General features: G+C 73.4%; 20 protein-coding genes. 9 read left to right on the forward strand and 11 right to left on the reverse strand.

The window, feature by feature from the left end:
• The first annotated feature begins 98 nt into the window (after positions 1 to 98).
• On the forward strand, positions 99 to 2,681 hold the full coding sequence (locus ACZ6W9_RS20440; RefSeq protein WP_470119067.1) for a collagenase: 2,583 nt from the start codon (positions 99 to 101) through the stop codon (positions 2,679 to 2,681).
• Positions 2,682 to 3,118: 437 nt separating this feature from the next.
• On the opposite strand, the gene ACZ6W9_RS20445 is transcribed toward ACZ6W9_RS20440, so the two are convergent.
• Together ACZ6W9_RS20445 and ACZ6W9_RS20450 are read right to left on the reverse strand one after the other, a co-directional pair.
• Entirely contained in the window at positions 3,119 to 4,012 is an 894-nt protein-coding gene (locus tag ACZ6W9_RS20445; RefSeq protein WP_389968075.1) for a MurR/RpiR family transcriptional regulator, read from the reverse strand.
• A 77-nt stretch (positions 4,013 to 4,089) separates the two neighbouring features.
• Positions 4,090 to 5,676 (reverse strand): glycoside hydrolase family 3 protein, encoded by a 1,587-nt coding sequence (locus ACZ6W9_RS20450; protein WP_389968077.1) that lies wholly within the window; start codon positions 5,674 to 5,676, stop codon positions 4,090 to 4,092.
• A gap of 244 nt (positions 5,677 to 5,920) precedes the next feature.
• On the opposite strand from ACZ6W9_RS20450, the gene ACZ6W9_RS20455 reads away from it, so the two are divergent.
• Positions 5,921 to 7,486 carry a glycoside hydrolase family 10-like protein gene (locus ACZ6W9_RS20455; RefSeq protein ID WP_389968079.1) on the forward strand — a complete coding sequence of 522 codons (1,566 nt, stop codon included), beginning with the start codon at positions 5,921 to 5,923 and terminating at the stop codon, positions 7,484 to 7,486.
• A gap of 235 nt (positions 7,487 to 7,721) precedes the next feature.
• Here ACZ6W9_RS20455 and ACZ6W9_RS20460 read toward each other — a convergent pair whose 3' ends face one another.
• The 3 genes from ACZ6W9_RS20460 to ACZ6W9_RS20470 form a co-directional block, all read right to left on the reverse strand.
• On the reverse strand, positions 7,722 to 8,453 hold the full coding sequence (locus ACZ6W9_RS20460) for a hypothetical protein (protein WP_470119069.1): 732 nt from the start codon (positions 8,451 to 8,453) through the stop codon (positions 7,722 to 7,724).
• Between the two features lie 70 nt (positions 8,454 to 8,523).
• Positions 8,524 to 9,699 (reverse strand): UDP-N-acetylglucosamine--N-acetylmuramyl-(pentapeptide) pyrophosphoryl-undecaprenol N-acetylglucosamine transferase, encoded by a 1,176-nt coding sequence (locus ACZ6W9_RS20465; protein WP_470119070.1) that lies wholly within the window; start codon positions 9,697 to 9,699, stop codon positions 8,524 to 8,526.
• A 147-nt stretch (positions 9,700 to 9,846) separates the two neighbouring features.
• Positions 9,847 to 10,845: an N-acetylglucosamine kinase gene (locus ACZ6W9_RS20470; RefSeq protein ID WP_389968085.1), complete on the reverse strand. Its 999-nt coding sequence runs from the start codon at positions 10,843 to 10,845 to the stop codon at positions 9,847 to 9,849.
• 68 nt (positions 10,846 to 10,913) lie between these two features.
• Between ACZ6W9_RS20470 and ACZ6W9_RS20475 the strand changes: the two genes are divergently transcribed.
• On the forward strand, positions 10,914 to 12,056 hold the full coding sequence (locus tag ACZ6W9_RS20475) for an anhydro-N-acetylmuramic acid kinase (protein ID WP_470119071.1): 1,143 nt from the start codon (positions 10,914 to 10,916) through the stop codon (positions 12,054 to 12,056).
• A gap of 134 nt (positions 12,057 to 12,190) precedes the next feature.
• Here the strand turns inward: ACZ6W9_RS20475 and ACZ6W9_RS20480 are convergent, their stop codons facing one another.
• From ACZ6W9_RS20480 to ACZ6W9_RS20495, 4 genes are all read right to left on the reverse strand, one after another.
• On the reverse strand, positions 12,191 to 13,006 hold the full coding sequence (locus tag ACZ6W9_RS20480) for a carbohydrate ABC transporter permease (protein WP_389968089.1): 816 nt from the start codon (positions 13,004 to 13,006) through the stop codon (positions 12,191 to 12,193).
• A 1-nt stretch (position 13,007) separates the two neighbouring features.
• Positions 13,008 to 13,967 carry a carbohydrate ABC transporter permease gene (locus ACZ6W9_RS20485; protein WP_389968091.1) on the reverse strand — a complete coding sequence of 320 codons (960 nt, stop codon included), beginning with the start codon at positions 13,965 to 13,967 and terminating at the stop codon, positions 13,008 to 13,010.
• Between the two features lie 172 nt (positions 13,968 to 14,139).
• Positions 14,140 to 15,432 carry an ABC transporter substrate-binding protein gene (locus tag ACZ6W9_RS20490; RefSeq protein ID WP_389968093.1) on the reverse strand — a complete coding sequence of 431 codons (1,293 nt, stop codon included), beginning with the start codon at positions 15,430 to 15,432 and terminating at the stop codon, positions 14,140 to 14,142.
• A complete protein-coding gene (locus tag ACZ6W9_RS20495) occupies positions 15,422 to 16,684 on the reverse strand; it encodes a Gfo/Idh/MocA family protein (protein WP_470119074.1) in 1,263 nt (420 codons plus the stop codon). The genes ACZ6W9_RS20490 and ACZ6W9_RS20495 overlap by 11 nt, the downstream gene beginning before the upstream one ends.
• Positions 16,685 to 16,802: 118 nt before the next feature.
• On the opposite strand from ACZ6W9_RS20495, the gene ACZ6W9_RS20500 reads away from it, so the two are divergent.
• Complete coding sequence (locus tag ACZ6W9_RS20500; RefSeq protein WP_470119112.1) at positions 16,803 to 17,891, forward strand: ROK family transcriptional regulator; 1,089 nt, start codon at positions 16,803 to 16,805, stop codon at positions 17,889 to 17,891.
• Between the two features lie 20 nt (positions 17,892 to 17,911).
• On the opposite strand, the gene ACZ6W9_RS20505 is transcribed toward ACZ6W9_RS20500, so the two are convergent.
• Positions 17,912 to 19,024 (reverse strand): collagen-binding domain-containing protein, encoded by a 1,113-nt coding sequence (locus ACZ6W9_RS20505; protein WP_389968097.1) that lies wholly within the window; start codon positions 19,022 to 19,024, stop codon positions 17,912 to 17,914.
• Positions 19,025 to 19,310: 286 nt separating this feature from the next.
• On the opposite strand from ACZ6W9_RS20505, the gene ACZ6W9_RS20510 reads away from it, so the two are divergent.
• Entirely contained in the window at positions 19,311 to 19,958 is a 648-nt protein-coding gene (locus ACZ6W9_RS20510) for an NADPH-dependent FMN reductase (protein ID WP_389968099.1), read from the forward strand.
• An 88-nt stretch (positions 19,959 to 20,046) separates the two neighbouring features.
• Here ACZ6W9_RS20510 and ACZ6W9_RS20515 read toward each other — a convergent pair whose 3' ends face one another.
• Complete coding sequence (locus ACZ6W9_RS20515; RefSeq protein ID WP_470119076.1) at positions 20,047 to 20,799, reverse strand: IclR family transcriptional regulator; 753 nt, start codon at positions 20,797 to 20,799, stop codon at positions 20,047 to 20,049.
• A gap of 47 nt (positions 20,800 to 20,846) precedes the next feature.
• On the opposite strand from ACZ6W9_RS20515, the gene ACZ6W9_RS20520 reads away from it, so the two are divergent.
• From ACZ6W9_RS20520 to ACZ6W9_RS20535, 4 genes are read left to right on the forward strand one after another with little or no spacing between them, the layout of a single operon-like run.
• Positions 20,847 to 21,902, forward strand: coding sequence for a cupin domain-containing protein (locus tag ACZ6W9_RS20520; RefSeq protein WP_470119078.1), 1,056 nt, complete (start codon positions 20,847 to 20,849; stop codon positions 21,900 to 21,902).
• The gene (locus ACZ6W9_RS20525) at positions 21,899 to 22,732 is read left to right on the forward strand and encodes a fumarylacetoacetate hydrolase family protein (RefSeq protein ID WP_389968104.1); all 834 of its coding nucleotides are present in this window, start codon (positions 21,899 to 21,901) and stop codon (positions 22,730 to 22,732) included. The genes ACZ6W9_RS20520 and ACZ6W9_RS20525 overlap by 4 nt, the downstream gene beginning before the upstream one ends.
• A complete protein-coding gene (locus ACZ6W9_RS20530; RefSeq protein ID WP_389968106.1) occupies positions 22,725 to 23,516 on the forward strand; it encodes a maleylpyruvate isomerase family mycothiol-dependent enzyme in 792 nt (263 codons plus the stop codon). The genes ACZ6W9_RS20525 and ACZ6W9_RS20530 overlap by 8 nt, the downstream gene beginning before the upstream one ends.
• A 20-nt stretch (positions 23,517 to 23,536) precedes the next feature.
• Positions 23,537 to 24,658, forward strand: coding sequence for an FAD-dependent monooxygenase (locus ACZ6W9_RS20535; protein WP_470119081.1), 1,122 nt, complete (start codon positions 23,537 to 23,539; stop codon positions 24,656 to 24,658).
• Positions 24,659 to 24,789: the final 131 nt, after the last annotated feature.

The raw sequence follows: 24,789 nt of genomic DNA on the forward strand, positions 1-24,789 counted from the left end.
ACCCCCCCGACCCCGTGGGCCGCCTGCCCCTCACCACCTCGCCCCGGCTGACCGAGCCGATCTCGCGCGCCCTCGTGAACACCCCCCCGGAGGTTCAGTTGTCGATCAAACCACCCCCCGGCGAACTCGGGAAGCGTCTGCGGTCGCTCCTCACACCCGTGTTCGCCCTGGGAATCGTCCTCCAGCCGCTGGCGGCGTCCCCCGCCTCCGCCGCGGCCCCGGTTCCCGCGATCGCCGCCCCCGCCCCCCGCACCGTCGACAAGCCCCCGCCCGTCGGCGTGGACGCGGCCGACGACGCCCGGCACGCGGACGCGTCCTCACGGAAGGTCGAGGCACGCCCTCCGCGGCCCGCGTCGGACGACGCGCTGCGGCGCACCGTCGACAAGCCCGCCCGCACGTCGGAGCATCCGCGCCCCTCGGCGAAGTCGTCGAAGACGGCGGCAGCCGCGGCGGCGTGCAACGCGAGCGACTTCACCAGCAGATCCGGCAGCGCCCTCGTCCAGCAGATCAAGTCCTCGACCACCGACTGCGTCAACACGCTGTTCAGCCTGACCGGCGGTGACGCCTACTACGCCTTCCGCGAGTCGCAGATGGCCAGCGTCGCGTACGCGCTGCGCGACAACGCCGTCAACTACCCCAGTGACAACAGCACCGGCACCGCCCAGCTCGTGCTGTACCTGCGCGCCGGCTACTACGTGCAGTGGTACGACTCCGCCACCGTGGGCACCTACGGCCCCACGCTGCAGACCGCCATCCGCTCCGGCCTCGACGGCTTCTTCGGCAACTCCAGGGCCTTCACGGTCAGCGACGCCAACGGCGAGGTCCTCGCCGAGGCGGTCACCCTGATCGACAGCGCCCAGCAGAACGACCGCTACCTCGGGGTCATCAAGCGCCTGCTCAACGGCTACGACAGCTCCTACGACGCCCACTGGTGGATGCTCAACGCGGTCAACAACGTCTACACGGTGCTCTTCCGCGGCCACCAGGTCCCGGCGTTCGTCACCGCGGTCCAGGCCGACCCGAGCGTCCTGGACACCCTCAACGCCTTCGCGACGAGCCACCTCTCCCTGCTCGGCACCGACCGCAGCTACCTCACCTCCAACGCCGGCCGCGAGCTCGGCCGCTTCCTGCAGCACACCGCCCTGCAGGCCAAGGTCCGGCCGATGGCCAAGGACCTGCTCTCCCGCAGCCGGATCACCGGCCCCACCGCCCCGCTCTGGGTCGGCGTGGCCGAGATGACCGACTCCTACGACAAGGCCAACTGCTCCTCCTACGGCACCTGCAACCTGGCGCAGACCCTGGCGGTCAACGTCCTGACCATCAACTACACCTGCAGCTCCAGCATCAAGATCCGGGCCCAGGACATGACGTCCACCCAGCTCGCCGACAGCTGCCGCAGCCTCACCAGCCAGGACGCCTACTTCCACAACCTCGTCAAGGACGGCAACCGCCCGGTCTCCGGCGACAACAACACCACCATCGAGGTCTGCGTCTTCGACTCCAGCACCGACTACCAGACCTACGCCGGCGCGATGTTCGGCATCGACACCAACAACGGCGGCATGTACCTGGAGGGCGACCCGTCCGCCGCAGGCAACCAGCCGAGGTTCATCGCCTACGAGGCCGAATGGGTGCGGCCCGCCTTCGAGATCTGGAACCTCAACCACGAGTACACCCACTACCTCGACGGCCGGTTCGACATGTACGGCGACTTCAACGCCAATGTCACCACGCCGACCATCTGGTGGATCGAGGGCTTCGCCGAGTACGTCTCCTACTCCTACCGCGGGGTCGTCTACGACGCCGCGATCACCGAGGCGGCCAGGCGCACCTACGCGCTCAGCACGCTGTGGAACACCACCTACTCCCACGACACCACCCGCATCTACCGCTGGGGCTACCTCGCCGTGCGGTACATGTTCGAAAGGCACCCCGCCGACGTCACCACCGTCCTCGGCTACTACCGCACCGGCAACTGGAACGCCGCCCGCACCTTCCTGACCGGCACCATCGGCAGCCGCTACGACAGCGACTGGCAGACGTGGCTGGCGGCCTGCGCGTCCGGCTCCTGCGCGGGCGGCGGCAGCGGCAACCAGACGCCGAGCGCGAGCTTCACCTTCACCGCCACCGGCCTCGCCGTGAACTTCACCGACACCTCCTCCGACCCCGACGGGACCATCGCCTCCCGCCGCTGGGAGTTCGGTGACGGGACGACGGCGACCTCGGCCAACCCCTCGCACACCTACGCCGCCGCGGGCACCTACCCGGTGAAGCTCACCGTCACCGACAACGCGGGCGCCACCGGGACGAGCACGCAGCAGGTCACGGTGACCACCGGCGGAAGCAGCACCCCGGAGTGCACCGCCTCCCGGACCGACGAGCTGGGCAGGAACTGCCAGCGCAGCAACGTCTCGGCGACCGCCGGCGACTACGCCTACTTCTACCTCAACGTCCCCGCGGGCACCGCGAAGCTGACCATCACCTCCTCCGGGGGCACCGGGAACGCCGACCTCTACTACAGCCCCGCCTCCTGGGCCACCACCGCGAACTACACGGCCCGGTCCGCCAACGCGGGCAACGCCGAGACCCTGACCGTCAACAACCCGCCCGCCGGCTACGTCTACATCAGCCTCCACGCGGCGCAGACCTTCAGCGGAGCCACCCTGAAGGTTCAGTACTGACGCCGGTACTGACGCCCGCCTGAACCCCGCCGGGACCGGAACCGCACGTCCGGCCCCGGCGGCCCGCCCGATCGGCCCGCCCGCCCCCCTGCCGGGGCGTGCGGGCTCCGGCGGTTCCCGGGGTTTCCGGCGTCCCAGGCGGGACGGCCGTTTCTACCGGGACAATGCACCAATCGGAAATCACCCTGGCACCGAGAGCGGTGCTGATTTCCTTTATAAGACGATAAATCAGATCGAATAACCGGATTCACCTCACGCTCGCCGCGAGAAATGCGACGGGCGTCTCCGTTATGCCTCCGTGATGATTTCCGGTGGCGCGCCGCGACGTGCTCGCCGTGAGAACACGGTGCCCCGGAAATCCTTCTCGGACATGCCCGCTCCACGCCTCACGCACGAGGGCCCCGGCGCGCACGCCGAGGCCCGGGCGGCCGTATCCGCTACCTGTTGCGGCGGCGGGTGTCGGCGACGTACTCGTCCACCACCTCGCGGGTCGCCCGCAGCGCCGCCTCCGAGGTCTCGAAGGTGCGCTGGGCGATGCCGACGAAGATGCAGTCGACGATCAACAGCTGGCTGATCCGGCTGGCCAGCGCGCCGGGCCGGAACGCGGTCTCCCGGCCCGCCGAGACCAGGACGTGGTCGGCCAGCTCCGCCAGCGACGAGCGCGGGTTGTTGGTGATCGCGACCGTGGCCGCGCCCGCCTTGTGCGCCACCCGCATCGGCGCCAGCACGTCCGGCGTCTCCCCGGAGGTGCTCACCCCCACCGCCACGTCCTGCGGGCGGAGCAGGGCCGCGCTGGTCAGCGCGAGGTGGGAGTCGGTGAACGCGTGGCCGGACAGGCCGATGCGCATCAGCTTCTGCTCCATGTCGATCGCGACGAGCCCGGAGGCGCCCACGCCGTAGACGTCCACCCGGCGGGCCGCGGCGACGGCCTCGATCACCGCGCCCAGCCGGTCGGGGTTCAGCTGGGCCGAGGTGTCGGCCAGCGCCTCGGACTCGGCCCTGGCCACCTTGGCGATCACGTCGGTGAGCGGGTCGTCGGGCCCCAGGTCGCCGGGGACGAGCCGCTCGGGCTCCTCCCTGGCCACCGCGGCGGCCAGCGCGAAGCGGAGCTGGGAGTAGCCGGCGAAGCCCAGGGCGCGGGCGGTGCGCACGATCGTGGCCTCGCTCGTCCCGGAGACCGCGCTGAACTCGGTGATGGTGCTGCGTGCGACCATGCCGGGGTCGTCGAGGATGAGGCGGGCGATGGCCTGGGCGGCCGGCGTCAGCGACGGCAGGACGGCCCGCACCGTGGCCACCAGGTTCCCCGGTGTGGGGTCGTCATGGTCGTTCATCGATTACCTCCAGCGTGGAGACCCGGTTCTCAGGCCGGAGGTCACCGCCCGGCTCGCCTCTCCTGTCGGGATCAAGCCTATTGTCCGCAGGTCAGCTGGAGAGCGACGATCCGGGCTGAAACCCGGGAAATACCGTGGGTCGCGATGTGGACGGCGCCGGTGGGCTCTCCGGGCACGCCGGTCTCGACCACGATCGCGTCGGGGCGCAGCCGTACGGCGCGGGCCAGGATCTCGGCCGCCCACGGCTGGCGGTGGGCGTCGTGCGTCACCAGCACGAGCGGGCGGCCCTCCTCGCCGCCCTCACCGAGTTCGGGCAGCTCGGGGGAGTCGGGGGTGACGGTGTGCCCGGCGGTGCCCGGCATCAGCTCGGTCATGGCGCCGAAGATGCCGGTGGGCGTGCCGGGGGCCACCGCGAGGTTGAGCCGCGGGGCGATGTCCACGACCAGCGGCGGGCGGGTGAGCGGGAGCGCGGGCGCGAGGCGGGCGTCCCGTACGGTGACCCGCAGGGCGGCGCGGGCGGCCTCCATCCCCAGCTCCCCGGAGCCTGTCCCGAGGTCACCGGAGGCCTCCTCTCGCTCCCCGGCCACCTTGGCGCGGGCGGCGGCGTTCGCGGCGTGCCAGGCCGCCAGGTCCAGCACGCGCGCCGCGGCCTCGGCCAGTCGCTCCTCGGGCAGCTCGCCGCGGCGGACGGCCGCCACGATCGCGTCGCGCATCGCGAAGACGCTCTCCCCACCGGGGGAGGAGGTGCCCACGCAGATCGCGTCGGCCCCGGCGGCCAGGGCGCGGACGGCGAGCTCGCCGGGCGGGTACAGGGCCGCCACGGCGCCCATCTCGATCGCGTCGGTGACCAGCATGCCGTCGAAGCCCAGCTCCTCGCGGAGCAGCCCGGTCAGGATCCGGGGGCTGAGCGTGGCGGGACGGTCGGGGTCGAGGGCGGGCACCAGCAGGTGACCGCACATGACGGCCCGGACGCCGCTCTCGATGGCCGCCCGGAACGGCGGCAGGTCCCGCTCGCGCAGCAGGTCGAGGGAGGCGTGCACGGTGGGCAGCGCCAGGTGGGAGTCGGTGACGGTGTCTCCGTGGCCGGGGAAGTGCTTGGCGCAGGCGGCCACCCCCGCGCCCTGCATGCCCCTGACCCAGGCCGCGGTGTGCCGGGAGACCAGCGCGGGGTCGCCGCCGAAGGAGCGGATGCCGATCACCGGGTTGCGCGGGTCGGCGTTGACGTCGGCGTCGGGGGCGTAGTCCAGGGTGATCTCGGCCGCGCCGAGCATGCGGCCGATGCCCCGGGCGACCCGCTCGGTACGGTCGGCGTCGTCGGCCACGCCGAGCGCGAGGTTGCCCGGCCAGGAGCTGCCGGCCGCCGCCTCCAGGCGGGTGACCGCACCGCCCTCCTCGTCGACCGCGACGACCACGTCCGGGTTCTCCCGCCGCAGGGCGGCGACCAGTTCGGCGGTCTGCGCCGGGCCGGTGATGTTGCGGGCGAAGAGCACGGCGCCGCCGAGGCCCTCACCGAGCGCCCGCCGCAGCCACTCGGGCGGCTCGGTGCCGTCGAAGCCGGGCTGGAGCACCGTCATGGCCATCCGGGCCAGGCCGGGGTCGCCGGAGGACCCGCCGGGCCGGCCGCGACCACCGGGGGACGTGCTGCCGGACATGTTCTCGCTCATCGCCACCTTCTCACCGGGACTCACCGGGCGTCCTGGGCAGGTTACACATCCATGACACTTTCTTTCATCTTCATTGCTTCAAAAGTAGATTTCTGCCATCCTCGCCGTCGAGACCCCCGCGATCGACCCCGTGTCCGGCCGAGGGCGTCGGCGGCGGCAGCGGGCCCGTGAGGTGCGGCTCCGTGACCCGCCCGCCGCGATCCGGCCGAAGCGGGTCACGGGCGAACACCCCCTTGGAGTCCGCATGAGCTCACCCACCCGACGCACCGTCCTGCGCGGCCTCGCGCTCGCCGCCGCCGCGGCGAGCGCCGCGCCCCTGCCCGCCTTCGCCTCCTCCGCGTCCGCCGCCTCCGCCCCCGGCGGGTACGTCCCGCCGCTGCGTCAGATGCGCGGCATGTGGATCGCCTCGGTGGTCAACATCAACTGGCCGTCCAAGCCCGGGCTGACCGTCGAGCAGCAGAAGGCCGAGTACCTCGCCTGGCTGGACCTGGCCCAGGCCCGCAAGCTCAACTCGGTGTTCGTGCAGATCCGGCCGACGGCCGACGCCTTCTGGCCCTCGCCGTACGAGCCGTGGTCGCAGTACCTGACCGGGACCCAGGGGCAGGACCCCGGCTACGACCCGCTGGCCTTCCTGGTGGAGGAGACCCACCGGCGCGGCCTGACCTTCCACGCGTGGTTCAACCCCTACCGGGTGTCGATGCAGGCCGACCCGGCCAAGCTCCACCCCGACCACCCGGGCCGCAAGCACCCCGACTGGATCATCCCCTACGGCGGCAAGCTCTACTACAACCCCGGCCTGCCCGAGGTCCGCGCGTTCGTGCAGGACGCCATGATGGACGCGGTCACCCGCTACGACATCGACGGCCTGCACTTCGACGACTACTTCTACCCGGTCAACACCACCGCCTTCGACGACGCCGCCGCCTTCGCGAAGTACGGCCAGGGCTTCCCCGACCTGGCGGCCTGGCGGCGCAACAACGTCGACCTGCTGGTCTCGGAGATGCAGAAGCGCGTGCTGAGCGCCAAGCCCGAGGTCGCCTGGGGCATCAGCCCCTCGGGCATCTGGCGTAACAGGTCCACCGACCCGCTGGGCTCGGACACGGCCGGCGGGCAGTCCTACGACAACCTGCACGCCGACACCCGCGGCTGGGTCAAGAAGGGCTGGCTCGACTACATCGCCCCGCAGATCTACTGGTACATCGGCCAGTCGAACGCCGACTACGCCAAGCTCGTCCCCTGGTGGTCCGACGTGGCCGCGGGCACCGGCACCGAGCTGTGGATCGGCCAGGCGGCCTACAAGGCGGGCGCCGCCGGCCAGCCGGCCGAGTGGTTCCGCCCTGACGAGCTCTCCAACCACCTGACCCTGAACCGCAGCCACCCCGAGGTGGGCGGCGACATCTGGTACAACTCCGCCGACGTGCGCGAGGACCGGATCGGCTCGATCACCCAGACCGTGGCCGCCCACTACACCCGCCCCGCGCTTCCCCCGCTGCTGCCCAGGCTCGCGCACGGCAGGGCCCCGGAGCGCCCGGTGCTCGTCTGGGCCAAGGAGGAGGCCGACGGCGTCGAGCTGCGCATCCAGGCCAGGGGCCACCGGGTGCCGTTCCAGTACGCGATCTTCCGGCTCGACCGCCCGGCCCGGCCCGGGGACTTCGACGACGCCCGCAACCTGGTCGCGCTCGTCCCGGCCACCGGCAAGCAGGTGAGCTGGGTGGACGCCGAGGGCGGCCGGAACGCCCACTACTACGTCACGGCCGTCGACCGGGTCAGCCGGCAGAGCGCGCCGAGCGACGTCCGCCGCGTGCACTGAGCCCCGGCCGGGGTCCCCGAGGGGACCCCGGGGGGACGCCGCGAGACGCCTCCGTGCCCGTCAGCGTCGCCGGGCACGGAGGATCGGCGCCGCCGTTCCGGGTCGTACGGCCGGGCGCAAAAGGCCGTTCTGGCCGTACGGCCGGGCACGGAGGGCCGGCGTCGCCGTTCCCGGTCGTGCGGCGGGAACGGTGGGCCGGCGCCTCGGGGCCCGGCCGTGCGGCCGGCGCGGTGGATCAGCGCCGCCGCGCCCGCCCGCGGCGGACCAGCACCGCGCCGCCGAGAAGGGCCAGCCCCGCCGCGACGGCCACGCCGTACGGCGCCGGCCACCCGGACCCGGACTCCGCGCCGGACTCGACGGACGCGGTGGTCACCGCGGCCCCGGCGTCACCGGTGCCGGACGCCCCCGCGGTCCGGCCGGGCGGCGCCGCCGCGGGAGAGGCGGACGGGGTGGCGGGGCCGCCGGTGGAGCGGGCGGGCGGGGCGATCCCGGACGGCGGGATCCCCGGCGGGCGGATGTCCCCCCAGTGATCCTCCTGCGGCTCCTGGCTGTCGATGGCCCGCCGGAGGTCGGCGGGGACCGGCCTGACCTTCAGGCTCCCCGGAACGGTGACGGTGCCGATCTCATAGGGGGAGAACCAGCCCTGGACGGCCTCCACCTTCCAGGTGCCGCGCGGCAGGGACACCGCCACCGCGTAGTGGGCCGGCTCCCGCAGCTCCACCCCGGGGAAGTCGATGCTCTTCCTCCCCTGGGTGAACCTCAGCCCGACCTCGCCCAGATTCGCGCCCTCGTAGGGATGGGTGCCGTGCTGGAGCATCCAGAGCCCCATCACGTAGGAGGCCTGCGGGCGGATGTCCTCGGGGACCGGGTCCAGGTAGGTGACGGCCCAGCCGCCCGCGCGGGCGGGGGCCGCGAACGCCGGCACGGGCGCGAGGAGCAGCGCCGCGACGATCAGTATTCGCTTCATGCCTCAGATACCCCCGCCGGCCCGGAGAGGTTCCCGCGCGGCCGGTGTCTCCCGCGCCGCTTCGCGCGGGTCAGACGGACGCGGCGGACAGGATCACGTCCACCAGCCTGTCCGCCGCGTCCGGCCTCCCGTGCGTCCTGGCCCGCCGTGCCATCGCCGCCCGCCGGGCCGGGTCGGTCAGGAGCGGGCCCACCGCCTCGCGCAGGGCGGCCGCCGTGACCTCACCGGTCAACGCCACCGCGGCCCCGGCGTCCTCCAGGTGTCGGGCGTTGTGCGCCTGCTCGTTACCGGCCGACGTCGCGAGCGGGACGAACACCGCCGGCTTGCCGAGCGCGGTCAGTTCGGCCAGCGTCCCGGCGCCGCTGCGGGAGATCACCAGGTCGGCCAGGGCCAGCACGTCCGGCAGCTCCGGTCCGACGAACCCGGTCAGGTGGTAGCGGCCGGCCGCCTCCGGAGGAAGGGCCGCCGCGCTCCGCCGCAGCGCGTCGACGTGCGCGGAACCGCATTGATGGATCACGTTCGCCCGCTGCAGCAGCCACGGCAGCGCGTCACGGACCACGTCGTTGATCTGCTGGGAGCCCTGGGCGCCGCCCGTGACGTACACGGTCGGCAGGCGCCGGTCGAAGCCCCGCAGTCCCAGCGCCCCGACCGCCCTGCCCGCGTCCCCCGACAGCACCTCGGGACGGACCGGGTTGCCCGTGACGACCCCGAGGGCGCGCACCCCCTCCGGCAGCAGCGGCAGCGACGAGTCCGATGACAGGGCGATGCGCGTCGCCCGCCGCGCGAGCCTGCGGTTGGCCAGTCCCAGCCGCACCGTCTGCTCGTGCAGCACCAGCGGCCGCCGGCACATGCGGGCCGCCAGGCCCGCCGGGACCGCGACGTACCCCCCGGTCGCCAGGACGACGTCCGGCTGGAAGCCCGCGATCACCCTCCTGGCCTGCATGACTCCGAGCGGCACGCGCGCCATGTCCCGGATGTTCGCCGGGGACAGCAGCTTCAGCGGATTGCTCGACCGGCGGATCTTGCCCGTGGCGACCGTCGTGAACGCGATCCCCTCGGCCGGAGCGACCCGTGCCTCCAGCCCCTCCCCGGTGCCGATCCACAGGACGTCCAGCGATCCGCCGTCCGCCGCGAGACGGTCCCGCAGCGTGCGGATCGCGGTCAGGGCCGGATACGTGTGTCCGCCCGTGCCTCCCCCCGAGACGATCAGCCGGAAGGGACGTGAGAGACGAGGAGCGTTGGTCATCGGATGACCCTACTGGCTGCCCGCGCCGCGGAGTGACGGCGGCGGGACGGCGGCGGTGTGCCGGCGGGACGGCGCGGTGACGGCACGGTGGCGGTGGCGGACGGCGGCGGTGAGGCGGGCCCCGCCCCGCCGAGGTCCCCGGAAGGCTCAGCCGATCAGGCGGCGGTGGGCGGCGAGCGGGTCGGGGACGGCGCCCGGAGCGGCCGCGTGCAGCGCGAGGGCGGCGGCTCCGGCGGCGCTGTCGCGGGCGGTGACCACGGTTCCGGTCAGTCCGGCGCGCACCTTCCCGGCGAGCAGCGTGGGCTCGGTGAGCAGCGATCCGGCCAGCACCAGCGGGCCCGAGAAGGGGCCCAGCGCCCCCGCGGTGGCGGTCAGCCGCCGGGCGGCCTCGTCCAGGATCGCCGTGGCCGCGGCGTCGCCGTTCCGGGCGGCCTCCTCCACGGCCGGCGCCAGACGCGCGAGCCACGCCGGGCCGGACTCGGCGATCCCGGCGTGGACCCGCCGCACGATCTCCTGCGCGGACGGCACCGGCTCAGCCGATCCCGGCCCCGGTCCGGCCTTCTCCGGTGATCCCGTCGGTCCCGGCCCCTCCGGCGCGTCGCCGGCGAAGCAGCCCAGCAGCGCGGTGGGCGCCGCCCGCCCGTCGACCGAGGCCAGCACCGCCTGTACGGCGCGCCGCCCGATCCACGTCCCCGAGCCCTCGTCGCCGAGCAGCCAGCCGTACCCGTCGGCCCGGCCGGTGACGCGCCGGTCGTCGATCCGGGCGGCCACCGCGCCGGTCCCGGCGATCAGGACCGCGCCGGACGCCTCCGCGGTCGCCCCGGCGAAGGCGACGAGCGCGTCGGAGACCACCGAGGGCCGTCCGGGCAGGCCGGCGGCCCGCCACGCCTCCGCGGTGACGGCCTCGGTCCGCTCGCGCGCCGAGTCCCCGCCGGCCAGGCCGAACACGCCGGCCGTCACCTCGCGGGGGTCGAGCCCCGCGAGCGCGGCCAGCAGCGCCCCGCGCAGGCTGCCGCCCGGGTCGGCGGCCGACAGGATGTTGGATCCCCCGCCGTATCCCCGTCCGGCGACCTCCCCGGTGACGGTCGCCACCACGCAGCGCGTGCTCGTCCCGCCGCCGTCAACGCCGATGACCAGTGCCGTCACGGAAGCTCCATCTGTAGCCAATCTTCTTACGGCTATATTGTCGTGAAAAAATCCTGCAAGGAGAAGACGTGCGGGTACTCGGTCTGATCTCGGGAACGTCTCACGACGGCATCGACAGCGCGGTGGTGGACTGGTCGCTGGACGGCGACGTGCTCACCGGGGTGGTGGAGCATGTCGGCGAGCGGCCCTACGACGACGCGCTGCGCGCCCGGATCGTCGCCGCGTTGCCGCCCCGCCCGGCCGACATGGGCGAGGTCTGCCGCCTCGACACCCTGATCGGCCAGGCGTTCGCCGACGCCGCCGCCGGCTGCGGGCCGGTCGATCTCGTCTGCTCGCACGGGCAGACGCTATACCACTGGGTGGAGGACGGACGGGTGCGCGGCACCCTCCAGCTCGGCCAGGCCGCCTGGATCGCCGAGCGGACCGGCGTCCCCGTGGTCTCCGACCTGCGTTCGCGCGACGTGAGCGCGGGAGGGCAGGGCGCCCCGCTGGTCTCCTCCTTCGACCTGTTGCTGCTGGCCGGGCTGCCCGGCCGCGGCGGCGCCCTCAACCTCGGCGGCATCGCCAACCTGACCGTCCGGGAGGCCGGCCTCGCCTACGACACCGGCCCGGCGTCGGCGCTGGTCGACGCGGCCGTCGCGGCGGCCACGGGCCTGCCGTACGACGAGGACGGGCGGCTCGCCGCGGCCGGGACGGTGCACGAGGGGCTGCTCGCCGAACTGCTGGCCGAGCCGTACTACCGGGCGGCGCCGCCCAAGAGCACCGGCAAGGAGCTGTTCCACCCCGGTTACCTCGACGCCGTCGCCGGGCCGTACGGCCTGGCCCTGCCCGACCTGGTGGCGACGCTGACCGCGCTGACCGCGGAGACCGCCGCCGCGGAGATCCGGCGGCACCGGCTCGGCATCGTCGTCGCCTCCGGCGGCGGGACGCGCAACCCGGTCATGATGGCCATGCTGCGCGAACGCGCCAGTGAGGCGCGGATCGTGCTCAGCGACGAGCTCGGCGTGCCGTCCGGCGCCAAGGAGGCGATCGCCTTCTCCTTCCTCGGCTGGCTGACCGCCCACGGCCTGCCCGGGACCGTCCCGGGCTGCACGGGCGCCTCGGGGCCGCGGGTGCTCGGCAGCGTCACCCCCGGCCGGGGCCCGCTGCGGCTGCCCGAGCCGCCGCCCCGGGCCCCCGCCCGCCTCCGCATGAGGACCGCTCCCGCGTGAAGGCCGCCTCCGCATGAGGACCGTCTCCGCGTGAAGACCGTGTGACGACCGCGACCGCGTGACGACCGCTTCCGTACGGCGGCCGGCTGCGTGCCACGGCCGGCCGCCGTACGGCGGTCCCGTCGCGCCGCCGGTCATTTGAGCGCGCCGGCCGTCAGCCCGGCGACGATGCGCCGCTGGAAGACGAGCACCAGCACGACCAGCGGGATCGTGACGAGCACGCCGGCGGCCATCTGGGTGCCGAACGGCGTGTCGAACTTGGCCGCGCCGCTGAACTGCGCGATCCGGACGGTCGCCGTCTGCCGGTCCTCGGCGTTGACCATGGTGACCGCGATGATGAACTCGTTCCAGGTCGCGATGAACGCCAGGATCGCCGTGGTGAAGACGCCGGGGGCGGCCAGCGGCAGCATCACCCGGCGGAACGCCGCCAGCGGCGTGCACCCGTCGATCATCGCCGCCTGCTCCAGCTCGTACGGCATCTGCCGGAAGAACGTGGTGAGGTTCCACACGGTCAGCGGCAGCGCGAACGACATACTCGGCACGATCATCGCCTGGTAGGTGTTGATCCAGCCGATCGAGGTGAACAGCTTCAGCAGCGGCACGATCAGCAGCGCGCCCGGGAACATCGACACCGCGATGATCAGCGCCAGGATGACGTTCTTGCCGCGGAAGGTCAGCCGGGCCAGCGCGTAGGCGGCCATGACGCCGATCAGCAGCGTGGCGGCGGTGGTCACCCCGGCGACGATGAGGCTGTTGAGCAGCGCCCGGCCGAACCCCAGACCGGGGTCGAAGACCGCCGAGTAGCTCTCCAGCGACCACGGGGTGGGCACCGGTGACTTGTCGTAGATGTCGCTGGTGCGGCGGAAGCTGGAGACGATCATCCAGTAGAACGGCACCAGGCAGTACAGCGCGATGCCGATCATGCCGCCGTCGCGCAGGGCGCCGCGCACGTCAGGACTCCTTCCTTCGGGCTCGCACGTCGCTCAGCAGGTCGGCGCCGAGCAGCCGGACGAAGACGAACGCGATCAGGGCGATGTAGCAGAACAGCGCCGTGCCGTACGCCGAGGCGGGCCCGTAGTGCACGCGCGTCGCCTCGTCCCAGACCAGCGCGGACAGCGTCTCCACGGAGTGCTTGCGCGGTCCGATCAGCACGTACGGCAGGTCGAAGATGCGCAGCGCGTCCATCATGCGGAACAGCACCGCCACCAGCAGGGCGGGTCTGACCAGGGGGAGCGTGATCCGCCAGAACGTCTGCCGGGCCGAGGCCCCGTCCACCCGGGCCGCCTCGTAGACGTCGCCGGGGATGATCTGCAGTCCGGCCAGGACCAGCAGCCCGACGAAGGGCGCGGTCTTCCAGGTGTCGGCGACGATCACGACGAGCTTGGCGTAGACCCCCTCGGCGGTCCACAGGATGTCGGTGCCGAGGAGCGCGTTGGCGACGCCGTCCGTCTGGAAGATCCACCGCCACATGAGGCCGGAGACCGCGGTGGGCACCGCCCACGGCACCAGGATGCTGGCCCGCAGGATCGCCCGGCCGCGCAGCGCCCGGTGCATCACCAGGGCCATGGCGACGCCGAGGACGACCTCCAGCGAGACGGTGGCCACGGTGAAGAGCGTGGTGTTGAACATCGCGTTCAGGAAACGCCCGTCCAGCACGCCCGCGTAGTTGGCCAGTCCGGTGAACCGCTCGCCTTTGATCACGAATCCGTCGGCGTCCAGCGTCTCGCCGCTGGTGTAGAACGACTCCCGCGCCGCGGCGAGCAGCGGGTAGAGCACCACCAGGGCCAGCACGGCCAGGGTGGGGGACAGCATCAGCGCCGCGGTCCAGGACCGGCCGTCGCGTACGGCGCGCTCGGGTCCGCCGGACCGCCGGACGGGCCCGGGGCGCCGCTTCGTGGTGACCGTGGCCACCGCTCACCTCCTGCTGAGGTCGGGGGGTGCTTGCCAGGGGCGGACACGGCGGGCGCCGTCTTCCGGAAGGTCCTCTTCCAGAGGAACGACACCGTTCTCCGGAAAACCGGAGCCGTTTCCCGGAAGACCGGCTCCGTCCTCCGGCGGGCGGGCGCCCGCCGCGTCCGGTGGTTCACTTCAGCAGGCCGGTCAGCGCGGTCTGCAGCTCGGTCAGCGCCTGGTCGGCCGGCTTGGTCCCGGAGACCACGGCGTAGGCCGACTCCTGGATGGCGGCGGTGACGTCGCCGTACCTGACGGCCTTCGGCCGCGGCTTGGCGGCGAGGATGCCGTCCTTCAGGGCGGGCAGGTAGGGGTACTTCTTGATCAGCGCGGGGTCGTCGTAGAGCGAGGCGCGGGCCAGCGGGGTGGAGCTGATCAGCGCGAACTCCTTCTCCTGCTCGGCCGAGGTGAGGAAGGCGATGAAGTCCTTCGCCGTCTCCTTGTGCTTCGAGAAGGAGGAGATCGCGAGGTTGTTGCCGCCGAGGGTGCCGGCGCCGGGGCCGTTCAGGCCCGGCAGCGGCGCGACGTCGAACTTCCCGGCGACCTTGCTGGAGCCGTCGGTCTTGCCGGACAGCTCGTACATGTAGGCCCAGTTGCGGTAGAAGAGCAGCTTGCCCTCCTGGAAGGCGTTGCGGCCCTCCTCCTCCTTGTAGGTGATCGCCTCCTTGGGGATCATGCCGCTCTTGAAGCCGTCGGCGATGAAGGTGGCGCCGGCCCTGGCGCCCTCGCTGTCCAGGGAGGGCTTGCCGGACGCGTCGAGGAACTCCCCGCCCGCGGAGTTGACCGCCTCGGAGAAGTTGACGGTGAGGCCCTCGTACTTGTCGAACTGGCCGCCGTAGCAGCTCATGCCCTTCTGCTTCGGCAGCACCCTGTCGCAGATCGTCTTCATCTCCGCCCAGGTCTTCGGGGGCTCGGAGACGAGGTCCTTGCGGTAGTAGAGCAGGCCGGTGCCGGTGTACATCGGCATCGCGTACAGCTTGTCGCGGTACTTGCCGGTGTCGACCGCGGGCGGCAGGAAGCCGGAGACGTCGAACTCGTCGGCCGGCAGCTCGTCGACCCACCGGTTGGCGGCGAACTCGGCGGTCCACACCGCGTCGATGAGGACGATGTCCAACGAGTCCGACGCGGTCTGGGCGTTCTGGATCAGCTTGCGGCGCTGCTCGTCGGCGCTCTCCGGAAGCAGGACGGAGGTCACCTTCTCGCCGGGGTGCGCGGTGTTCCAGGTGGCGATGGCCTTCTCGGTGGCCTCGGCCTCCAGCTTGCCGCTGGCGAAGGTGATCGGCCCGCGCCCGCCGTCGGCCTGCGGCGCCGCCGCGTCACCGGAGCCGCCGCCGGACCCGCCGGATCCGCCGTCGGAGCCGCAGGCGGCCGTGCCGCCCAGGACGGTGACCAGCGTCAGGCCGAGCACCAGTTTCTTAGCCTGCATATGAGCTTCCTTCCAGGGTGACGGTTTCTCCGGTGAGCCGGGAGCGTTCGGCGGCCCAGGCGATGAGGTGGCTGTGCAGGCTCTCCCCGGGCGAGGACAGCACCCGGCCGGGGTCGCGGGTGCGGACCGCGTCCAGGAACGCCTCGACGAGGCCCCGGTCGCCGCCGCCGTGCCCGTCCGAGGCCGACGCGCCGCCCTCCGGGACGGTCTCGATCGTCTCGGTGGCGCCGGTGACGAAGTCGTGGAGGGTGATCCGGGCCCCGTCGCCCTCGATCGAGCCGTGGGTGCCGAAGACCCGCGTCTGACGGAAGTCCAGGGGGGTGAAGGCGGTCATGGTGAACGCCGCGGTCGCGCCGCCGTCGAACTCCAGGTTCACCACCTGGTGGTCGACCACGTCGTTGTCGCAGGCGTAGACGCAGCGGCCGTAGGGGCCGGTCCGCAGCGCCTCGGTGACGCCCTCCGTCGTGACGTCCTCGGTGAGCACCCGCAGCGGCCACTTCTCCCAGGAGGGGTCGCCCACCATGGGCAGGTAGGTGCGCGGCGCCGAGTAGGGGCAGCCCGGCTCGACCGGGCAGTCGAGGCAGCGGTCCGCGGCGCCCTCGGGGCGGTTCCCCGCGTGGAAGTGGGTGAGGCCGCCGAAGGAGGAGACCCGCCTGACCCGCCTGCCGGTCAGGTGGACCAGCCAGTCGAGGTCGTGGCACGACTTGGCGAGCAGCATGAACGTCGACTCGTCGCTGCGCCGCCAGTTGCCCCGGACGTAGGAGTGGGCCTGGTGCCACCAGCCGACCGGCTCCAGGTGCTGGACGCTGACGATCTCGCCGATCCGCCCGGAGTCGATGATCTCCTTCAGCGCCCTGCTGTAGGGCATGTAGCGCATGACGTGGCAGACCGCGAAGATCGACGCCGAGCGTTCGGCCGCGTCGACGATCCGGCGGCAGTCGTCCTCGGAGACCGCCATGGGCTTCTCCAGGAGGATGTCGTAGCCGAGCTCGGCGAACCTCGTCGCCGGCTCGACGTGGTCGGCGTCCTGGGTGGTGATGACCACCGCGTCCGCCTGCCGGGGGAGCCGGGCCAGCTCCCGCCAGTCCTCGTACGGCACGGCCGCCGGGTGTTCGGCGGCGACCCGGGAACGGCGGGCGGCCACGGGATCGGCGACCGCCGCGATCTCCGCCCCGGCGGCTGCGGCGTGGCGGGCGTACACGGTCCCCCGGGAACCGGCGCCGACCAGGGCGAGGGTCACCGCTCGCGTCATGAGTCCTCCACTTATGTAACTCGTTGACGTATGTCGGCCGATGCTAGAATCACTGTCTATCGGGGTCAATGGGGTGATCTGGTAACATTTATGAAACGGAGTCTCGTAAGTGGCTGACATGCGTCCGGGGGACCCGTCCCTGCTTCGGCGGGTCAACACCCAGATCACGCTCCGGGCGCTGCGGAGACAGGGCGTCGCGACCCTCACCCAGCTGGGCCGCATCACCGGGCTCTCCCGGCAGACGGTCGAGACGGTGCTCGACGAGCTGGGCGGGCGCGGCTGGGTTCAGGAGACCCCGCCGGACGAGGGGGCGATGGGCCGCCCCGCGCGGCGTTTCCGGTTCCGCGCCGACGCCGGCTACGTGCTCGGCGTGGACATCGGGGCCAACAAGATCCTCGCGACGCTCGCCGACCTCAACGGTGAGGTCGTGGCCGTCGAACGGGTCGCGGTCGACGACGGGGCGCCGGCGCCCGAGCGGCTGGCGCTGGCGGAGCGGACCGTCCTGGCCTGCGTCGACGGCGCCGGTGTGCCGAGGAGGCGGGTCTGGACGGTCGCCGCCGGCACCTCCGGCATCATCGACCGGTCCGGCCGGGTGTCGCTGTCCATCCTGCTGCCGGGCTGGACCGGGGTCGACCTGGCGGCCGTCGCCGGCCGCTGGCTGGGCTGCCCGGGACTCGCCGAGAACGACGCCAACCTCGCCCTGCTCGCCGAACACTGGCGCGGCAGCGCCCAGCACGCCTCCGACGTCGTCTACCTGCTCGTCGGACACCGTACGGGAGCGGGTGTCCTCATCGCCGGGCGGCTGCACCGCGGCCGGGGCGGCGGGGCGGGCGAGATCGGCGCCCTGCGCCAGGTGGCCTGGGAGAGCGGGTCCGTCGAGCTGACCCGGGACGCCGCGGCCGACGAGGTCTTCGTGGCGGCCGGGGCCGGCGACCCCGGCGCGCTGCGGATGGTCGACCGCTTCGCCGCGAACCTCGCGGTGGGCGCCTCGGCGCTCGTCCTGGCGATCGATCCCGAGCTCGTGGTGGTCGGCGGCGGCTGCTCGCGCGCCGGAGACGTCCTGCTGACGCCGCTCCGCCGCCACCTCGACGAGCTGTGCCTCACCCCGCCACAGGTGGCGCTGTCCACCTTCGGCGACGAGAGCGTCGCGCTCGGCGCGGTCCGCCTCGCCCTGGACCACGTCGAGCGGGAGGTGCTCGGCCTGTAGGGGCCTTCGGCGGCGCCGCCTCACCCGGTACGCGGAGGCTCTCCGCCGGCCGGCGCCGCGGGCCTGACGGCGGGACAGCTCAGGGTGGCGCCGAACGGAAGATCGCGGATCTTCCCGCCGTCGCTTCCCGGTCCGCCCTGGACGAAAGAACCGACGACGACGTTGCCGTCGATGCCTGCCGGGTTCGTGTCGGTCAGGGTGGCACCCGGCGCGTAGATCGTCCCCTTGACGGTACCGCCCCGCCCGGGCGGCATGGTGATCGAGACGGCGTCCGGGAAGTCGAACAGGATGAAACGGGCCTGTTTCCCGCCGATCCCGGTGACGGCGGGCGGCACCCAGGTGAGGACGCCGTCCTCGGCCGAGGTGTCCACGACGACCAGCAGGGGCGAGGCCGCCGTCGGTCTGCGGGTGAAGACCAGACGGGTGATGGCCGCCAGGTTCCGGCCGGTGATCCGGATGACGTTGGTGGTGTTCCCCGCCAGGCTGATCCGCGCGGTTGAGCCCGGGGGGATCACCCCGCCGGGGAACGGCCGGCCGTTCCCGTCGCGCAGCACGACGTTGTTCTCGCACGCGGCCAGCTCCGCGGACCGCGCCCGGTAGGTCTCGAAGAGCCGCTGGAAGTCGAAGATCGTGGCCGGGCCCACCGAGGCGGCGGGCTGGCGGACGTTCAGCTCCATCCGCTTGGGATCCTCGTAGTCCCCCGTGGAGTTCACCCGCGTGTCGGCCGGCGCCTGGTTGTCGTCGGTGTCCATGACGACGGAGTCCACCAGGGAGCCGATCTTGACGTATCCCCGGGAGGGGACCGAGACGCGGCCGGTGGGGGTGCTCTGGTCGAAGGCGACCCGGCCGCCCACCACCAGCGCCGTCGGTCGGGCATCGCCGTCGACGAGGTAGGAGCCGGCCGTGGCGAGGGCGACCCGGTAGTCGCCGGTCATGATGAGGTTCCCGCCGATCGCCAGCGTGCCCTCGTTCTCGTTGCTCGTCAGCGTGGCGTCCCCCTCCACCATGACGGTGAAGCCGTTGTTCCCGGCGATCGGGTTGATCGGTTCCATCGCCGAGGCGGGGGCGAGGGCGATGGCCCCCGCGCCGATGCCGCAGGCTCCCAGCCCCAGCCGGTACCTCAGAGCACGCATGAGTCCTCCGTACATGATCCATCTCTCCGGCCGAGTCTGGAGAGAGGAGCCGTGTCCCGCTCCGCGCCGCGCCGCGCGCCGGGCGTTCCTGGAGGGAGCCTGGTGCTCCTCTGTGAAAGATGTGACGTACGTCATGTTCGGGAGCCGTTCCCCAGGGCAGGGTCAAGCGACGTGATGGAGCGCGAAGGCCGGTGACGTGTGTCGTGGCGGCGCTCGGGGAGGACGTCCACCGGCCCGGTCCGGGCGGGAGACGGGGTCGCAGCGTGGCGACAGAATGGGGTCGGGGATGAAGATCATTGGAATCGCGGGTGGCCTGCGTCCGGGAGCGTACGTCGGAAGGCTGCTGGAGGCGTCCGGGCGCGAGCTGCCGGCCTCGGTGGGATTCGAGACGTGGGAGGGCCTGGAGGAGGTGCCGCCGTTCGAGGACGGCCCGCTCCCGGGCCCCGTGGAGGAGCTGTGCCGGGCGCTGTCCGCCGCGGACGGCGTGCTGATCGCCGCTCCGGCGCACAGCGACCTGCCTCCCCAGCTCCGTCACGCCCTCGACTGGGCGGCCTCCGGGCGCGGCGGCGCGGTCCTGGTGGACAAGCCGGTCGGCGTGGTGACCGCCTGCCTGCGCCCGTACGAGGCGATCTGGACGCAGATCGAGCTGCGCCGCGCCCTCGGCGCCGCGGGCGCCGTCGTGCACGGCGTGGACCTGCCGGTGCCGCCGGCCGCCGGCCGGTTCGACGAGGCCGGGCGGGTCGCCGACCCGGAGCTGCGTGACCGGCTCCGGCAGGTGCTGCGCCATCTGTGCGGCGCGCCGCAGGGCGCCACGGTGCCGCAGCCGTCCAAGCCCCTGGAGCAGTCCAGGACTCCGCAGCCGTCCGAGGCCCTCCGGCTCTCCAAGCCTTCGCAGGTTTCCAGGCCGTCGGCGATCGCCACCCGGATGGGGTGAGAGCCGCCGGTCCGACGCTCCGCCCGCCGTCCCCGCCCGGCCCGGGGGGCGGCGGGGGCCGGAGGCCCGGGTGTCAGAGGCCCGGGTGTCAGAGGTCCGGGACGCCCGCGAGGTCGCGTTCGACGTCCAGGACGGTCCGGTGGAGATCCCGGGCGAACGCGCCGACCCGGTCGGGGCCGAACCTGGCCGAGGGGACGGCGATCGACAACGCCGCGACCGCGGTCCCCCGCCCGTCGCGCACGGCGGCCCCGACGGCCGAGACCCCCTGCTCCGTCTCCTCGACGTTGAGGGCGTACCCGCGGGCCCGGACCTCGTCGAGCTCCCGCGTCAGCCTGGCGAGCTCCGCCTCCGTCAGGTCGGGGCAGACCTCCCCGAGCCGGTCCGCGGGCAGTACGGCGAGCAGCGCCTTGCCGCCCGACGCCCGGTGGGCGGGCAGGATCGAACCGCGGCGGTCGCCGACGTGCAGGATCTGCGGTGACTCCGCGCTCGACAGGAAGCGCACCTCCGCGCCCACCCGGATCATCAGGTTGACGGTCTCGTGGACCCGGCCGCAGAGCGCCTCCATGTGGGGCTGGGCGACCTCGCGCAGCCGCCGGAGGGCGGAGCCCCCGACGCCGCCGGCGGAGGAGAGGAACGGCCCCGGCAGGTAGGTGTGGTTCTCGTCCTGCACGGCGAAGTCGCGGTAGACCAGCATCGCCAGCAGCCGGTGCGCGGTCGAGCGGGCGATGCCCAGCTCCTTCGCGGCGTCGGTGACCTTGAGCCTCCCCTGGTCGCGCAGCATGTGCAGCAGGAGGAGCACGTTGTCGACGGAGCCCAGCGCGTACGCCGGCTTGTTCTTCATAGAAGAATGCTAGTGCGTCATGCAGAACAGGTCGATAGCTTGAGGCCATGAATCCAAGTGAGGACGCCGCCCTTGGGCGGCTCTACGCCGATTTCGAGGCCGAACACCTCCTCCCGTTGTGGACGCAGGTCGGCGACCTCATGCCCCCGCACCCCCGGCCCGAGGCCGAACCGCACGTGTGGGAGTGGAAGAGACTCCACCCGCTGGCCCGGCGCGCCGGCGACCTCGTGCCGGTGGGCCGCGGCGGGGAGCGCAGGGCCATCGCCCTGGCCAACCCCGGGCTGGGCGGCCGGCCGTACGCCACCCCGACGCTGTGGGCGGCGATCCAGTACCTCGGCCCGCGCGAGGTCGCCCCCGAGCACCGGCACACGCAGAACGCCTTCCGCTTCGTGGTGGAGGGCGAGGGGGTCTGGACGGTCGTGGACGGCGACCCCGTGGCGATGCGGCGGGGCGATTTCCTGCTCACCCCCGGCTGGCGCTTCCACGGCCACCACAACACCACCGACGAGCCGATGGCCTGGATCGACGGGCTGGACATCCCGTTCGTCCACTACACCGGCAGCTCGTTCTTCGAGTTCGGCCCGGATCAGGTCACCGACACCTCGACGCCGCCGTTGTCCCGCTCCGAGCGCCTGTGGGGGCATCCGGGCCTGCGGCCGCTGTCCGGCCTGGACGCCAGGCCGCACTCGCCGATCGCCGCCTACCGCTGGGAGCACACCGACCGCGCGCTCGACGAGCAGCTCGCCCTGGAGGACGAGGGCCACGCCGTCACCGTCGAGCCGGGGCACGCGGCCGTCCGCTACACCAACCCCACCACCGGCGGCGACGTCATGCCGACCATCCGGGCCGAGTTCCACCGGCTCCGGCCGGGCACGCGCACCAGGACCCGGCGCGAGGTCGGCTCGTCGGTCTACCAGGTGTTCGACGGCGAGGGCACGGTGACGCTGGACGGCGTGGAGCACCGGCTCGGCCGAGGCGACCTCGTCGTGGTGCCCTCGTGGTCGGCGCTGACCGTGCGGGCCGACTCGCGGTTCGACCTGTTCCGCTTCAGCGACACCCCCGTCTTCGAGGCACTGCACCAGTTCAGGGAGGAGATCGGATGAGGCTCGCCACGCTGCGCCTGCCGGGCCGTACGGTGGCCGCGCGGATCGAGGGGGACCTGGCCGTGGAGCTGGACGCCGCCGACGTCGGCGAGCTGCTCGCCAGGCCCGGCTGGCGCGAGCTCGCCGCGGCCGGGGGAGGGGCGTCGCACCCGCTGTCCGGAGCCGGCTACGCGCCGGTGGTCCCGCGGCCGGGCAAGATCCTGTGCGTCGGACTGAACTACCGGACCCACATCCTGGAGATGGGCCGTGAACTGCCGCGGCACCCCACGATCTTCGCCAAGTTCCCCGAGGCGCTGGTCGGCCCGTACGACGACATCGTCCTGCCCGCCGTCTCGTCGGAGATGGACTGGGAGGCCGAGCTGGCCGTCGTGATCGGCGACACGGTACGGCACGCGAGCCCCGAGCGGGCGCGGGCCGCCATCGCCGGCTACTCCGTCCTCAACGACGTGACGGCCCGCGACTACCAGTACCGGACCGTGCAGTGGCTGCAGGGCAAGACCTTCGAGGCCACCACGCCGTTCGGCCCGGTCCTGGTCACCCCCGACGAGCTCGCCGGGGACCCGTGGCCGTCGTGCGAGATCTCCTGCGAGGTCGACGGGGAGACCGTGCAGCGGGCCGGCACCGCCGACCTGGTCTTCGGGCCCGCGGAGCTGGTCTCCTACCTGTCGGAGATCCTGACCCTGCGTCCCGGCGACGTCATCGCCACGGGGACCCCCGGCGGGGTGGGGCACGCCCGAGACCCGAAGCGTTACCTGGCCGGCGGAAGCCGGCTGGTCACCCGGATCGCCGGGATCGGCGAACTGGCCAACACGGCGCGCCGCGATGGCTGACGCCCGCGACCCCGGCGCCGGGAACCCCGGCGCAGAAGACCCCGGCGTTGAGGACCCCGGCGCGGGGAACCCCCGAACCGGGAACCGCGGAACCGGGGACCCCGGCGTCGGGACGGCCCTGGAGTGGGCCCGCCACGGCACGGTGTTCTTCACGGCCGCCCTGGACGCCGCCGACCTGGACCGGCCCACCCCGCTGCCGGGCTGGACCGGCCGCCACCTGGCGGCCCACGTCGCCTTCAACGCCAGGGCGCTGACCCGGCTCGTCCACTGGGCGCGCACGGGGGAGGAGACCCCGATGTACCCCGGCGGACCGGAGGCGCGCGACGCGGAGATCGCCGAGGGGGTCGCGCTGGAGCCCGCCGAGCTGCGGGGGCTGGTCGCCCGGACCGCGGCGGAGCTGGAGGGGGCGCTCACCGGGCTGTCGGACCTCCAGTGGCGGACGAGGGTCGTCACCGCCCAGGGCCGGACCGTCCCGGCGACCGAGATCCCGTGGATGCGGAGTCGCGAGGTGTGGGTGCACGCCGTCGACCTGGGCACGGGCGCGAGCTTCGACGACTTCCCCCCGGAGTTCGTGGACGCGCTGCTGACCGACGTGATGGAACTGCGACGCCGGCGCGGGCAGGAGCCCTCGCTCACCCTGGCGCCCGTCGGCCGCGACCGGACCTGGAGCGCGGGCGAGCCCTCACCGCCCCTCACCGCGCCGGCCGCGCGCCTCGCCGCCTGGCTGACCGGGCGCGGCGCCGCCCCGGGCGGGGCGCCGCGCGACCCGGGCCGCTGGCTCTAGGAGATCTGGGAGGAGTGGAAGTGCATGTGAAGCGTGCCGACGTGATCGTCGTCGGAGGCGGGATCGGCGGGCTGGCCGCCGCGTACGCCCAGGCCAGGGCCGGCCGCACCGTACGGCTGCTCGAACGGGCCGACGAGTTCGGCGAGGTCGGGGCCGGGCTGCAGCTCGGCCCCAACGCCACCCGCGTGCTGGCCGGCTGGGGCCTGCTGGACGAGGTCGCGGAGAAGGGGGTGCTGCCGAGGCGGCTGGTCTTCCGCGACGCGGTCAGCGGCGAGGAGCTCACCCACCTGGACCTCGGCGAGGGGTTCCTGCGGCGCTACCGCGGCCCCTATGTCGTCGTCCACCGCAGTGACCTGCACCGCGTCCTGCTCCAGGCGTGCGAGCGCGAGGGAGTGGACCTGATCAGGGGATGCCACGCGGAACGGGTGGAGCACCTGCCCGCGGGCGCGCGCGTCATCTGCGCCGACGGCTCGGCGTACGAGGGCGACGTGGTGCTGGGGGCCGACGGGCTGGGGTCGGGTCTGCGGGCGGGGTTCGTCGCCGACGGCCCGGTGGACTCCGGATTCGTCGCGCACCGGGGCACGGTGCCCGTCGCCGGCCTCGGCGTCAGCCTCGACGAGGTCGTCGCCTGGCTGGGCCCGGACTGCCATCTCGTGCAGTACCCGCTGCGCCGGGGCGCCCTGCTCAACCAGGTCGCGGTCTTCCGCGGCCCCGGCGACCCGGAGGCGGCCTTCGAACGGTGCTGCGACGAGGTGCGCGGCGCCCTGGCGCACCTGTGGCGCGACCGCCACTGGAACATGCTCGACCGGGAACCGGCGGACACCTGGGTCGACGGCAGGGTCGCGCTGGTCGGCGACGCCGCCCACCCGATGCTGCAGTATCTCGCCCAGGGCGCCTGCCAGGCGCTGGAGGACGCCCAGGTGCTGGCGGAGCAGTCGGCGGGGCACGCCGGCTCGTGGGACGACGCGCTCGCCGCCTACCAGAGGATCCGCGTCCCGCGCACGGCCCGGGTGCAGGCCACCGCCCGCGTCTGGGGCGACATCTGGCACGTCGACGGCCTGGGCCAGACGCTGCGGAACGAGCTGATGCGCACCCGCGACCCGTCCGACCACCGCTACACCGACTGGCTGTACGGCCTCTGACCGCGGAGCCTGAAGCAGAGGGGGGGGGGGGGGGGGGGGCCGCGGCCCCCCCCCCCCCCCCGGGGGGGGGGGGGGGGGGGCGGGGGGGGGGGGGGGCGCCCGGGGGGGGGGGGCGCGGGGGCCCCCCCCCC

Source organism: Streptosporangium sp. NPDC053982, assembly GCF_055585205.1.